At 30.1% G+C, this 13,636-nt stretch carries 14 protein-coding genes and 1 riboswitch; of the genes, 7 read left to right on the top strand and 7 right to left on the bottom strand.

Annotated elements, in window-relative coordinates; all coding sequences use genetic code 11:
• Positions 1-28 precede the first annotated feature (28 nt).
• Positions 29-2,188 (top strand): Tex family protein, encoded by a 2,160-nt coding sequence (locus CLOCEL_RS15180; protein WP_010075817.1) that lies wholly within the window; start codon positions 29-31, stop codon positions 2,186-2,188.
• A gap of 157 nt (positions 2,189-2,345) precedes the next feature.
• Positions 2,346-2,462: riboswitch (FMN riboswitch) on the top strand.
• A gap of 96 nt (positions 2,463-2,558) precedes the next feature.
• Entirely contained in the window at positions 2,559-3,152 is a 594-nt protein-coding gene (locus CLOCEL_RS15175) for an ECF transporter S component (RefSeq protein ID WP_010075816.1), read from the top strand.
• 168 nt (positions 3,153-3,320) lie between these two features.
• Here the strand turns inward: CLOCEL_RS15175 and rimI are convergent, their stop codons facing one another.
• Genes rimI through tsaE form a run of 3 tightly spaced genes read right to left on the bottom strand, consistent with a single transcriptional unit; the run spans position 3,321 to position 4,922 of the window.
• The gene (gene rimI, locus CLOCEL_RS15170; protein WP_010075815.1) at positions 3,321-3,764 is read right to left on the bottom strand and encodes a ribosomal protein S18-alanine N-acetyltransferase; all 444 of its coding nucleotides are present in this window, start codon (positions 3,762-3,764) and stop codon (positions 3,321-3,323) included.
• Positions 3,754-4,467, bottom strand: a complete 714-nt coding sequence (gene tsaB / locus CLOCEL_RS15165; RefSeq protein WP_010075814.1) for a tRNA (adenosine(37)-N6)-threonylcarbamoyltransferase complex dimerization subunit type 1 TsaB — start codon at positions 4,465-4,467, stop codon at positions 3,754-3,756. The genes rimI and tsaB overlap by 11 nt, the downstream gene beginning before the upstream one ends.
• Positions 4,464-4,922: a tRNA (adenosine(37)-N6)-threonylcarbamoyltransferase complex ATPase subunit type 1 TsaE gene (gene tsaE / locus CLOCEL_RS15160; protein ID WP_010075813.1), complete on the bottom strand. Its 459-nt coding sequence runs from the start codon at positions 4,920-4,922 to the stop codon at positions 4,464-4,466. Before tsaE ends, tsaB begins: the two co-directional genes overlap by 4 nt.
• Positions 4,923-5,074: 152 nt before the next feature.
• Here tsaE and CLOCEL_RS15155 point away from each other — a divergent pair, with 152 nt between their 5' ends.
• From CLOCEL_RS15155 to rfbC, 5 genes are all read left to right on the top strand, one after another.
• A complete protein-coding gene (locus CLOCEL_RS15155; protein ID WP_242655169.1) occupies positions 5,075-6,004 on the top strand; it encodes a metal ABC transporter substrate-binding protein in 930 nt (309 codons plus the stop codon).
• A gap of 314 nt (positions 6,005-6,318) precedes the next feature.
• Complete coding sequence (locus CLOCEL_RS15150) at positions 6,319-7,197, top strand: glycosyltransferase family 2 protein (RefSeq protein WP_010075811.1); 879 nt, start codon at positions 6,319-6,321, stop codon at positions 7,195-7,197.
• 11 nt (positions 7,198-7,208) lie between these two features.
• Positions 7,209-8,096: a glucose-1-phosphate thymidylyltransferase RfbA gene (rfbA, locus tag CLOCEL_RS15145; RefSeq protein WP_010075810.1), complete on the top strand. Its 888-nt coding sequence runs from the start codon at positions 7,209-7,211 to the stop codon at positions 8,094-8,096.
• A 21-nt stretch (positions 8,097-8,117) separates the two neighbouring features.
• Entirely contained in the window at positions 8,118-9,173 is a 1,056-nt protein-coding gene (rfbB, locus tag CLOCEL_RS15140; RefSeq protein WP_010075809.1) for a dTDP-glucose 4,6-dehydratase, read from the top strand.
• Positions 9,174-9,181: 8 nt separating this feature from the next.
• Complete coding sequence (gene rfbC, locus CLOCEL_RS15135; RefSeq protein WP_010075808.1) at positions 9,182-9,739, top strand: dTDP-4-dehydrorhamnose 3,5-epimerase; 558 nt, start codon at positions 9,182-9,184, stop codon at positions 9,737-9,739.
• A 60-nt stretch (positions 9,740-9,799) separates the two neighbouring features.
• Here rfbC and CLOCEL_RS15130 read toward each other — a convergent pair whose 3' ends face one another.
• The 4 genes from CLOCEL_RS15130 to CLOCEL_RS15115 all read right to left on the bottom strand — a co-directional run bounded on the left by CLOCEL_RS15130 (position 9,800) and on the right by CLOCEL_RS15115 (position 13,442).
• Entirely contained in the window at positions 9,800-9,991 is a 192-nt protein-coding gene (locus CLOCEL_RS15130) for an alpha/beta-type small acid-soluble spore protein (RefSeq protein ID WP_010075807.1), read from the bottom strand.
• Positions 9,992-10,115: 124 nt separating this feature from the next.
• Positions 10,116-10,517, bottom strand: a complete 402-nt coding sequence (locus CLOCEL_RS15125; protein WP_010075806.1) for a hypothetical protein — start codon at positions 10,515-10,517, stop codon at positions 10,116-10,118.
• 945 nt (positions 10,518-11,462) lie between these two features.
• The gene (locus CLOCEL_RS15120; protein WP_010075805.1) at positions 11,463-12,137 is read right to left on the bottom strand and encodes a nucleotidyltransferase domain-containing protein; all 675 of its coding nucleotides are present in this window, start codon (positions 12,135-12,137) and stop codon (positions 11,463-11,465) included.
• An 882-nt stretch (positions 12,138-13,019) separates the two neighbouring features.
• Positions 13,020-13,442, bottom strand: coding sequence for a DUF6678 family protein (locus CLOCEL_RS15115; protein ID WP_010075804.1), 423 nt, complete (start codon positions 13,440-13,442; stop codon positions 13,020-13,022).
• Between the last annotated feature and the right edge of the window lie 194 nt (positions 13,443-13,636).

Below are 13,636 nucleotides of genomic sequence, written 5' to 3'. Positions count from 1 at the left end.
TAAGGACTAGATTGTGGAGGTAAAATAAATGATAGTTGAAGCTCTAAGTTCAGAGTTGAATTTAAAAAAAGAGATTGTAGAAAATGTTATAGAGATGCTTAATGAAGGTGCTACTGTACCGTTTATAGCTAGATATAGAAAGGAAAGAACAGGCGGCTTATCCGATGAAGTTCTAAGAAATTTCTATGAGAGATTAATATATTTAACAAATTTGCAGGAAAGAAAAGCAGCTGTAATAAAGTCTATAGAAGAGCAAGGAAAGCTTACTTTGGAACTAAAAGAAGCTATAGATAATGCAAAAACACAAGCAGAAGTTGAGGATTTATATAGACCATATAAACAAAAAAAGAGAACAAGGGCAACAATAGCTGTAGAGAAAGGTTTAGAATCTTTGGCAGATATTCTTTATAGTGGTGATTTTAAAGCTGATGTAAGATTAAAGGCAGCAGAGTTTATAAATGAAGAAAAAGGTGTTAATAGTGAAGAAGAAGCCATTCAAGGGGCTTTAGATATCATTGCCGAAAAAATTTCTGATAACGCTGAGCATAGAAAGTGGATTCGTGATTTTGTTTATAAAAATGGTATAGTAGAAACTACTGGAGATAGTGACGAGCCAACAACCTATGAGATGTACTATGATTATAAAGAAGAAGTTAAGAAGATGCCACCTCATAGAATTTTGGCGATAAATAGAGGTGAAAAGGATAAGGTTATTTCTATAAAGGTTGTATCTGATGAAGAGAAAATAATAACTTATTTAAATAATAGAGAGCTTAAGAATAATACTGTTACAGATGGCTATGTAATGGAAGCTATAAGAGATAGTTTAAAAAGACTTATATATCCGTCTATTGAAAGAGAAATAAGAAGTACTTTAACTGAAAAAGGTGAAGAGGGAGCTATAAAAATATTTAAGGAAAATCTTAAAGCTCTTTTGATGCAAGCACCTATAAAAGGAAAGACTGTTTTAGGTTTTGACCCAGGTTTTAGAACAGGATGTAAAATAGCTGTTTTAGATGAAACAGGAAAGATTTTGGATACTCATACGGCTTATGTTACTAGTAAAGGTAAAGAAGGGCTGCAAGAAGAAAAGGCTAAACTAAAAGAATTAATTCTTAAGCATGATGTGGATGTTATTTCACTTGGAAATGGAACTGCTAGTAGGGAATCAGAAGAAATTATTGCTGAGTTGCTAAAAGAAGTAAAAAATGAAATAGGAAAAGAGATTTACTATGTTATTGTTAACGAAGCAGGAGCTTCTGTTTATTCAGCATCTGAATTAGCATCAAAGGAATATCCAGATATAAATGTATCTATAAGAGGAGCTATATCTATAGGAAGAAGAATGCAAGATCCAATGGCTGAACTAGTAAAGATAGATCCAAAATCAATAGGGGTAGGACAGTATCAGCATGATGTAACCCCGAAAAAGTTAGATGAATCTTTAAAAGGTGTTGTTGAGGATTCTGTTAACAATGTGGGTGTAGATCTAAACACTGCGACTCCATCACTTTTAAGTTATGTTTCTGGAATTAATTCAACTATAGCACAAAATATTGTAGACTATAGAAATGAAAATGGTAAGTTTTCAAGTAGAAAGGAAATTTTAAAGGTTAAAAGGCTAGGACCTAAGGCTTATGAGCAATGTGCAGGTTTTTTAAGAGTTCCAGAGAGTAAAGAACTTTTAGATAATACTTCTGTACATCCAGAATCATATGATGCTACGAAAAAGCTTTTAGAACTTTTGGGATATACTATAGATCAGGTGAATGAGAGAAGGATTCAAGATATAGATTCAAAAGTCAAAGAAAAGACAATAGAAAAGTTAAGTGAAGGTCTTGGCATTGGAGTTCCTACTTTATTGGATATAATAAAAGAACTTAAAAAGCCAGGAAGAGATCCAAGAGAAGATATGCCAAAGCCAATATTAAAGTCTGGAGTAATTGAACTTTCAGATTTAAAACCAGGTATGGTTTTAAAGGGTACTGTAAGAAATGTTGCAGATTTTGGTGCCTTTGTAGATATAGGAGTTCATCAAGATGGGTTAGTACATAAGAGTGAAATGAGAAATTCTTTTGTTAAGCATCCTTTAGATGTGGTTAAGGTAGGAGATATTATCGATGTTAAAATTCTAGAGGTTGATGAAAAGAGAAGAAGAATTGCTCTTTCAATGAAGTTTGGAGAATAAGAAGCAATAAATTATGAAATAAAATAGAAATATTTATGACGCTTAATAGAATTGTAGTTCTTAATTCTATGATAAATATTTAAATTTTCATTCTAAATTTACGATAAAAAAGGAATATTGCAATTTTAAACAAAGTATACTATAATGATATAAAAAGTAATATCTTCAGGGCGGGGTGTAATTCCCCACCGGCGGTAAAGCCCGCAAGCCGTAAATGGCACGATTCGGTGAGATTCCGAAGCCGACAGTAAAGTCTGGATGGAAGAAGGTTGAAATGTCTTAGAATTTATGAGCCCTGATTTTTTAAAATCAGGGCTTTTTTGATTCTCTGCAGTTCTCCATGAAGGTATAATCTCGAGGAGGAGTTAAAATGGAAAAATATTTTAAAAACAGAGTTATGATGACCAAGATTTCTTTATTAGCAGCCTTTGGAGCAGTGCTTATGTATTTCGAGTTACCAATACTACCAGCTTTTGCGTGGCTTAAGATTGATTTTAGTGGAGTACCTGCCTTAATAGGAGCTTTTGCTTTTGGACCTGTTGTTGGTGTGATTATTGAAGCATTAAAAATCCTTGTTATATTCTTTATAAAAGGAAGTGGAACAGGTGGAATTGGAGAACTTGCAAATTTAATTATGGGAGCAGCTATAGTTATACCAGCAGGTATAATGTATAGAAAGAATAGAGATAGAAAAACTGCAATTATCTCATTAGTTGTTGGAACTATATCAATGACTATAGCGGGAGTATTAGCAAATTATTTTATTCTAGTACCTTTATATAGTGCTTTTATGCCAGCATTAAAGGAAAGTGATTATGTAACAACGTATCTTATTACTGGAATAGTACCTTTTAATCTGATAAAAGGTGGACTAGTTTCTCTTGTAACTGTTTTGGTATATAAGAGAGTTTCAGGGCTTATTAATAGGGAAGCTACTATGGTTAGCAAAAAGAAGATATCATAAAAAAGTTCAAGTGAATAAAAGAACTCTATCATAGGGAATTTTATGATAGAGAAGATAAGTTTTTATTAAATCATGGATAATTAATAAAAGCTTTCACACAATATATAATGAAACCCTCAAAGACAAATGCAACTTTTAATCTAAAAACACAGGCAAAAGCCTGTGTTTTTAGATTTTTCTATTCCACATGATAATGGCATCTTCGTCATTATCACTATAATATTTAGGCCTTCTTCCTTCTTCTTTGAAACCGAATTTTTTATATAAATTTTGGGCTCTATAATTTGAAGCTCTTACCTCTAAGGTAAGCTCAAAAATATTTTTAGTTTTCATTAAAGCTATAAGAGCTTTAAGAAGTAAGGAGCCAATTCCAAGTCCTCTAAATTGAGGGTCTACTGCTATATTTGTAATATGTCCTTCACCTAAGATTCTCCAAACCCCAACATAACCTACAGCAACGTCATCTATCACTGCAATTAGATAGTCGGCAACAGAATTTTGAAGTTCTGCCGCAAGAGAAGCTTTATCCCAAGGAACTGCAAAGCTAAGGGTTTCTATATAGTATACTCTATCTAAATGTTTGCTTTCAAAAGGTACTATATTAATCTTCATATACAGACTTACCGTTCCTAGCTTCATATTCATTTTCCGCTTGAGAATTTCTTATATAAAGTGGTGCTACAGTTATTAAATCATCACTTATCCCCGCTTGTAGTGAAATTTGACCAAGTTCCCCAAGAGAAGAAGCCCTGGTAGCATTTAAATTGCGAGGAGCAAAGTTACAATTAGTTACTGATAAAAGTTTCTCTTTGAATTTATATACATCATCGCCTATAAAAGTAACCTTATCATTTTTTTCTTTTAGAAGAACTACAAGTTCATCCACCGATAAATTTAAATAATCGGTTAATCTAATAAGTTTTACTCCATCAAAATGATATAAAGCTGTATAAACATTGTTTCTAAGAGCATCAAAGATTGGACAAAGAATTCCTTCAGTATAAGCCAGATTATAAGCTAAAGCATCCAAAGAAGATATGCTTATCATAGGCTTTTTAGTTCCTTGTGCAAGGCCTTTAACAGATGCCATACCAATTCTAAGTCCTGTGAATGAACCAGGGCCTTTTGAGACGACGAAGCCATCTATATCTTTGACGGTCATAGATGTATTCTTTAGAATTGTATCAATCATTTCCATCATGATAACTGAATGCTGTTTTTTATAATTGTATGTTATTTCTCCTAGTAATCTATTATCATCAATTATTGCAACTGAGGCACATTCGCTAGAAGAGTCCACAGCTAAAACTTTCATATATTAATCTCCTTTAAATAATCATATTTGCTGCCTTCGTAAGTAATAGATATTTTTCTATAATCATCACCCATGTCAGTAAGTTTTTCTATAGTAATATCTATATGTTCTTTTGGAATTAATTCGTTTATGTAATTTGACCATTCAATTACTGAAACTCCATCTGAAAATATATATTCATCAAAACCTATGGCATAGATTTCATCAGGATCGTTAACTCTATAAACATCAAAATGATAAAATTTTAATCTTCCTTCATATTCGTTAACTATATTAAAAGTAGGACTAGTTATATGTTCGTCAATGGATAAGCCTTTGGCGATACCCTTAGTTAAATGGGTTTTACCTGTACCAAGATCTCCATTGATGCAAATAATATCGCCAGACCTTGCGAGGTTACCTATTTTTTCACCAAGGCTCAGTGTGTCGGCTACATTATTAGTTATGATATCCATATATATCACCTCAAAAATATTTAGATAAAAAGCATTTTTTTATATACAATCATTTTAAAGCATAAATTATAAAAAGAAAAGTATACTTTAATTTATGTAAAGGGTATACAAAACAGTTACTAGATTCTATAATGTAATTGATAAGAATAGAGGTGAATGTTTTGAAAAGAATCCTAGCTCTTGCAATAGCATTGGTTATTTGTACTTGTTTATATGGATGTAAGCGGAATACAGTTGAAGTTGAGACGGGGATAACTTATGAGGATAAACAGCCTGTTTTAGATATTATGACAACTAATAATATTTCAAAAAATCTTGTGCGATATATTACAAAGGATAGGCATGATATTGAAAGTATTTTTTATGATGATGTTCCTCATACAGATTTTAAGTATACAGAAGACACAATAAGTAATATAAGCAGTAAGGATTTATTTTTTTACCTTGGTAGTGCTTATGAACCATGGAGTGATTCATTAATTCCTAAAATCGAGCTTAAAAATCTTGGGTGCATAAATATTTCAAGAGGAATAAAACTTCAAAGTTATAACGATACACTAACTGTTCAAGGTACTACTTATAGTGATAACCCTTATTTTTATTATAGCTTGTCAAACTTGAGAACAATACTTTTTAACATAAAGATTTCTATAGAAGAAAAGGATCCTAAGAATAGAAGTTTTTATGAAGATAATTTTAATGACTCTATGAAAGCAATTGATGCATTAGCTGATGATATTAATAAAAATAGTTCTAAGCTTAAAAATATTACAGTTGTATTATCAACGGACCAAATGGAGTATTATTTTAAAGAATTGGGATTAAATATACTAAAGGTACCTTATGAAAATATATCTGAAAGTGATGTTAACAAAATAAATGAAAGTTTAAATAAAAATAAAAAAGACGGTAAGGTAATTATATGGATTTATTCTGAAGAAAATGAACATAAAATTTATGATGAGATAATACGTAATAATAATATTGGAATGTTAAAACTTCAGATTGGTGAAGATAATATTATTGAAAGTATGAAAGAAAGTTTTAGTAAAATAACTGGTTTTAGTGATAAAGCATCATAATTAGTACAAAAGATGAGAAATTTTATGTGAGATAATTAAGATGATTATTAGTAAAATTATACTCATTAACTATTTTTAAATATTTATATAGGTATTAAATAAAGGAAAATTTTTAAGTTTAAGTGGTGTATATAAAAATACACCATTTTTATTGTTGAAATTGCATGGAAAAAGATTATTTGATATAATGAATAAAACTGAAGTAGGCTAATAAAACTTGGAGTTCATACAGCTTAGTTGTTGTAATGCAGTTGAATTGCAGTTGTAATACATAGTTGGGAAAAAGAGTATGATCTTAGAATAGGAGAAGACAGATGGATTTATCTATAGTAATTGTAAGTTATAACACTATAGATTTACTTAGAGATTGTTTAAAATCTATTTATGATAATACAGATGGTATAGATTTTGAAGTATGGGTTGTTGATAATAATTCTAGTGATGGAAGCCCTAGTATGGTTAAAGAGGAGTTCCCTATGGTTAGATTAATTATCAATGAATCCAATGGTGGTTTTTCACAAGCCAATAATTTAGCTATTAGGCAGTGTGTGAATAGTAGGTATGTACTTATCTTAAACCCAGACACTGTAGTTCCAAAAGATACTTTAAAACAATGTGTAAATCATATGGACAAAAATAAAAAAATCGGAGCTCTTGGTTGCAAAGTAGTAAAAGCTGATGGTAATCTAGATAAAGCGTGTAAAAGAGGATTTCCAACGCCTTGGAACTCATTGACTTATTTGTTTAAGTTAGATAAGATTTTTAAGGGGTCAAAAGCTTTTGGTGGTTATAATGCAACCTTTATTGACGAGAATACTGAAAGTGAAATTGATTCATTAGTAGGAGCCTTTATGATGGTAAGTAAGGAAGCCATTGATAAAGTAGGGCTCTTAGATGAAAGTTTTTTTATGTATGGAGAAGATATAGACTGGTGTTATAGAATTAAAGAGGCAGGATTTATAAATTATTATTATCCTAAAGTTTATATAACTCATTACAAAGGAGAAAGCAGTAAAAAACAAAGCACAAAAATGATTGGTGTTTTTCATCAATCAATGATAATTTTCTATAATAAACATTACAGAGAAAAATACAATATGTTAGTTACTTTGCTTACTTATCTAGGCGTTTACTGTAAGTGGGGACTATCATTATTTATTAATAATTTTAGAAAAGAAAAAAGAGTGAAATAGGTGGTGTAAAAATGAAAGGTATAATACTTGCTGGTGGTTCTGGAACTAGATTGTATCCTGTAACGAAGGCTATGTCAAAACAAATGGTTCCAATTTATGACAAGCCAATGATTTACTATCCAATGTCTGTTTTGATGTTAGCAGGAATAAAAGAAATTTTAATTATCTCAACTCCAAGAGATTTGCCACAGTTCGAATCTTTATTTGGTGATGGTAGCGATCTTGGATTAACATTAAGCTATGCAGTACAAGAAGCGCCAAATGGACTTGCTGAAGCATTTATAATAGGTGAAGAGTTTATTGGAGATGATAATGTCGCATTAATTTTAGGCGATAATATTTTCTGGGGACAGAGTTTTTCAAAACACCTTGAAAAAGCAGCAGCAATAGAAAAAGGTGCTATGATTTTTGGATATTATGTTCAAGATCCAAAAGCTTATGGTGTTGTTGAATTTGACAAGGATGGAAAAGTTCTTTCATTAGAAGAGAAACCAGAAGTACCAAAATCTCAATATGCAGTTCCAGGATTATACTTCTACGATAATTCCGTAGTAAAAAAATCTAAAGCATTAAAACCATCTGCTAGAGGCGAACTTGAAATAACTGATTTAAATAAAGTATATATGGAAGAAGGAAATCTTAATGTTACTTTATTTGGAAGAGGCATGGCATGGCTTGATACCGGAACTCATACAACAATGCTTAAGGCATCAAACTTTGTAGAAGCAGTTCAAAGTACTCAAGGAACTTATATAGCTTCCTTAGAAGAAATAGCTTATCGTAAAGGTTGGATAACTAGAGAAAAGCTTAATGAACTTGCAGCACCACTTTTAAAAACTAATTACGGCCAGTATTTAATAGCTGTTGCCGATGAATTAGATAAAAGAAAAAAACTTTAATAGACTTTTAGGAGGATTCTTATGAAAACATACTTAGTTACAGGTGGAGCAGGATTTATCGGTTCTAACTTTGTTCTTTACATGCTAAAAAAATATAACGATGTAAAGATAATAAATGTAGATGTTTTAACATATGCAGGAAATCTAGAAAATTTAAAATCAGTGGAAAACAATCCTAACTATAAATTTGTTCAAGCAAATATTTGCGATAAAGATGCTATAACAAAAATATTTGAAGAAAATGAAGTAGATTATGTTGTAAACTTTGCAGCAGAATCACACGTTGACAGAAGTATAAAAAACCCTGAAATATTTGCTGAAACAAATGTTTTAGGAACAGTTAATATGCTTAATTGTGCAAAAAATTCTTGGGAAACAGAAACAGGTTGGAAAGAAGGCGTTAAATTCCTTCATGTTTCAACAGATGAAGTTTATGGATCATTAGGTGAAACAGGTTTCTTTATGGAAACAACTCCACTTGATCCTCACAGTCCATATTCATCAAGTAAGGCTGGTTCAGATTTAATGGTTAAAGCATATGGTGATACATATAAAATGCCAATAAATATCACTAGATGTTCAAATAACTATGGACCATACCAATTCCCAGAAAAACTTATACCATTAGTTATAAACAACTGTTTAAATAAAAAACCAATTCCTGTATATGGTGACGGTATGAATATAAGAGATTGGTTATACGTTGAAGATCATTGCAAAGCTATCGACATGGTAATAAGAGATGGTAGACTTGGCGAAGTTTATAACGTTGGTGGACATAACGAAAGAAATAACATGCATATTGTTAAAACTATAATAGAATATGTTCATGATAATGTAGATTCAACAGTTGATGAATCATTAATAACATATGTAGAAGACAGAAAAGGCCATGACAGAAGATACGGAATTGATCCAACAAAGATTAAGGAAGAATTAGGCTGGTATCCTGAAACTCCATATGAAGAAGGTATTAAGCTTACTATCAAATGGTTCCTTGATAACAAAGAATGGATAGAAAATGTAACTTCAGGAGCATACCAAAATTACTACGAAAAGATGTATGAAGGAAAGTAGGCTTTAAAATGGGAAAATTTAAATTTATCGATACTCCTATAAAGGATCTATATATAATTGAACCAACAGTTTTTGGAGACCACAGAGGATACTTCATGGAAACTTACAATTATGATGAGTTCAAAGAAGCTGGACTTGATATGGTATTTGTTCAAGATAACCAATCTAAGTCTAAAAAAGGTGTTCTTAGAGGCTTACACTTCCAAACAAAATTTCCACAAGGAAAGCTTGTTAGAGTTATAAAAGGTGAAGTTTATGATGTTGCTGTGGATTTAAGAGAAGGTTCAGAAACTTATGGAAAGTGCTATGGTGTATTTTTGTCTGAAGAAAATAAAAGACAATTTTATGTACCAGAAGGCTTTGCACATGGATTCTTAGTAACTTCTGAAGAAGCTGAGTTTGTATATAAATGCACAAACTTATACCATCCTGAATTCGAAGGTGGAATTCTATGGAATGATCCAGAGATAGGCGTAGAATGGCCACTTGATGGTATAGAAGAAGTATTATTATCTGACAAAGATAAAAATGCAAAAACTTTAAAAGAAAGTAATGTTAAGTTTTAATATAACAGATAAAAAGAGAGAGACTGCTAAAAGCAGCCTCTCTCTTTTTAGAAGGAAACGTTATTTAATTTTGCTTTCGTAATCAGCTACCATTCTTTTAACCATTTCGCCACCAACAGAACCATTTTGTTTAGAAGTAAGGTTACCATTGTAGTCGCTTAGTGGCACACCTAGTTCAGATGCTACTTCTTTCTTAAACTTAGATAATCCTTCTTTAGCTTCTGGAATTAATTTTCTGTTGCTGCTAGTCATAATAACATCCCTCCGATTTAATTTTTTTACAAGGTTTAACCTTGTACTAATAGCTTTACCTATAGCGATAGAAATATTCTAAGAAATTTTAACCAATTATTTTTTATAATAGCTAGATAAAAAATTAAGAGAGAATGTTTATTTTCTTGCCCTTCATATAGTTTACAAAGTCTTTTCTACAATTACAACTATCATTACAATTACAAAATTCTATTAACATTTGTTTTTGAAAAGAAGAAATTTTTTTGTCTAATTCTTTTTTTATGTCTTGTGAGATATTATCGATAATAAACATTATGGAACCTGAAAGAACTAGAAGTGTTAATTTAATCGATAATTCTTTTGACATGTCATTGGACTTTATTAAAGTAAGTGCAATTAATAATAACACTATATAGCCTATCCATTTATATGATTCTATACTATCAAATCGTTTTTTTAGCTTTAAAATTTCTAAAGCTTTTTCTACTATATTAGGTTTTAAATATATGTAGAAAGTTTGATTTTTAAAATCCTTATAATTCATAAGACTACTTCCTTTATAAATATTATTAAAATATTAATAGAAGCATATGTTGTTTGTCGTTGATTTATTACAGTGGCATGTTTTAAAAAAAATTTTAAATTATATGTATGATTTTTTTTAAAGAGGGCATATTAATATCGTAAGGAAGTTAACAGTTGAGCCAAGACTTATAAGGAGCTTTAAATGCTATGTGATTCCTAAAGAACACTATCTTAAAGATTAATAACCTCAGAGTATATTATCTTAAGATTTTCAATTCTTAGAATCATTCTACTTTGTTAGAAGTAGGTATAGGTCGGTCAAAGAGTATATAAGTCGTGAGGCTTATATAGTCGGCGAGAAGATTCTATAAGGTTAGGAAAAGTTTTATTGTAGTCGATGTAAAATTTATTGCAACAGGATTCCAACTTATCTTATGGGGTCGAGCTAAGATTATATAAGGTAACGAAGTGATTATATATAGCCGGGATAATTAAGTCCTTATGTGTATATATAGCGGGACTGTATATACACATAGTTCCAACTATAGTCTTTAGACTATAGCTAAGATTAAGGCTCCAAGTAAAAACAAAACTACAAGTAGATACGTCTACAAGTAGATTAATTTACAGGCAACCATAATCTATAAGTGAATTTGGGTTATATATAGTTGCGTAATTATCTTATCTAGTCGAACAAATCATTAATATGGGTAGTGAAATGCTTAATTATAGTCGAAAGATTATAATTAGGTACCAAATTATCTCTATTAGTGTTAGTGCAGATTGTTACTATCTTTACGCTGAGGTTATAGATGAGTTTATTTATATAGACTAATCTATAACCTCTTTAAATTGCTCATTTTTCTTAATATGATGTTAATAAGATTTGCTTTATATACAAAATCCATAGCTAAAAATTAAGCTTGGGTTAAGAGTATCTATATAATTTGAATATGAAAGAATCCTATCTTTTAAATTCTTTAAAGAGAGTATCAAATAGTGCTTTTATTTCTACATTCAGATTAAAGTTTGTATATAATCTATTAAAGATAATTTCAATGTCAGATTCAAAGTTATTTTCAAATTCTAAATCAGTAATATCTAGAGTAATAAGCTTTTCTTTGATTTCAGCTAGAAATTTATAGCCTAAATCAACTTTACCTGATAAATATTTTGTAGTACCTTTATGTAATAATCTCATAGTTTTATAATAGTCAGGTCTATTAGGCATATATTTTGAGGTTATGTCCTTTCTAATGATTTCTTCATTATTTATTATAAAATTGTCATCGTATTTTAATAGGACAATACTATCTACTAACTCTTTTTCTGAGATTGATTTTCGGATATCTAAGTCAGTAGAGATATTATCCTTATATACTAAGATTAATATACCCTTAGGATTTTCCGTAAAATTAGTCATTATTGGAGTATCATAGTAAATGATTAATTCATCTAATTGAGATTCGTTGATATCGCCTAAAACAATCAAATCTATATCTGAAAATTTTGTTGCAACAGAATTTGCCAAAGAACCTTTTAATATTAATGATAATTGATTCTTTTCGCAAAAGTTATATACAGATTCAAGAAAGTTCTTATGACTTGATGAGGGATATTTAATTTTAAAGTTAAACATAATCTATTCCTTTCAATAGATGAAATATATGATATAAATGTATTATATCATAACCAGAAAGGTGGTCCTCAAGGTAGCGGCTAAATATTAACTACAGAATATTCGCTAAAAATTTAAAGTCCACAGTATTAAATTCGACATAATGGTTATATTAATAGTGTAAGGAACTTAACAGTTGAGCTAAGACCTATAAAAGTTTATAAAGAGATTAATAGTCTTTTTAAAACTTTAAAATCTTCAAGATTAGTTACTCTAAAAGGTAAATACTCAAAAGGTACTTGACTGCAAGAGTAAATTTCTTTCAAAGATATTTAGGTCGATCAAAGATTATATAAGTTGAAACACTTATATAGTCGGAGATAAGATTTTATAAGGTTAGGTAGAGTTCTATATTAATAGGATTCAAACTTATCTTATAAGGTCGAGCTAAGATTGTATAAGGTGATGAGGGCGGTTATATAGGCTGGAAGGCTGTGTATAGCTGAGTAGTTATCTTATATAGTCGAGCAAAGCATTAATACAGGTAGTGAAGTGCTTAATTATTATCGATAGATATAATTGGGTATGAAGTTATCTATATTAGTGTCAGTTAAATTGTAAGTGTCTTTACGGAGAGGCTAGAGATGAGTTTACTTAGTATAGGCTTATCTATAGCCTTTTTCTAATGTTTGTTAAAAGTTTTTGCAGTTAAGTTATTTGGATTATTGGCACAATGTTTTTGTACATAATCTAAGAAAGCCTTTTAAAATGAGGGTATGCATTGAACGAAGGCTACTATATATTCGTATATTATAATTAGTTAAGCAAGTATTTCAATAAAAAAATAACGAAATAAGAATAGGTATCTTGAAGATAGAATAATTAATCTCAAGACACCTATTCTTATATTTTTTTATAGCCATATATGATAAAGATATTATCTTTTTTTTCATAAGGTATAGAATGTTTTTTCAAAAGCTCAAGAAATATATCTGTTTCATCAAATATTTTCTCTGGAAGTTTATCACTTTGATATTTCATATATCTTGGTCTAAATTTTATCCACTCTATATTAAAAAATGGTAGTAATATTTCATCATTCCAGGGTTCCAAGTTCCAAAATTCTTCATCAAAAGGATCAGGTTCATCAGTATCAGTTACTAACTTTAATTGGTATGGAGGGGGAAAAGGTAACTTAGTTAAAGCTTTCTTTAATTCGTTCCATTTTATGGTATCCATTAAAGAATACATATTTTTAATTTCTACTAAAGACATTACAGACCTCTTTAGGTTTTTAGTTTGAATCCTTTCTTTTAAATTATTCATACTAATCTACCTCACAGTATAAGTAATTGAAATTCTATCTAATCAGTAGTATTAGCATTAGTGTTATAAATTATCCTAAGGCTTTGTTTATTGAACATTATAATCTGAAAGCATAGGTTTCAGGGGGAGCTTCTTGGTGAAAGGATAATGATAAGGATGGGAAAATATGTTTTCATTGCTATCAAAACTCACCT

It is taken from the genome of Clostridium cellulovorans 743B (genome assembly GCF_000145275.1).
Taxonomy (GTDB): domain Bacteria; phylum Bacillota; class Clostridia; order Clostridiales; family Clostridiaceae; genus Clostridium_K; species Clostridium_K cellulovorans.
The sequence above is the reverse complement of the archived record's forward strand: the minus strand, read 5'-3'. Positions and strand labels throughout refer to the sequence as shown.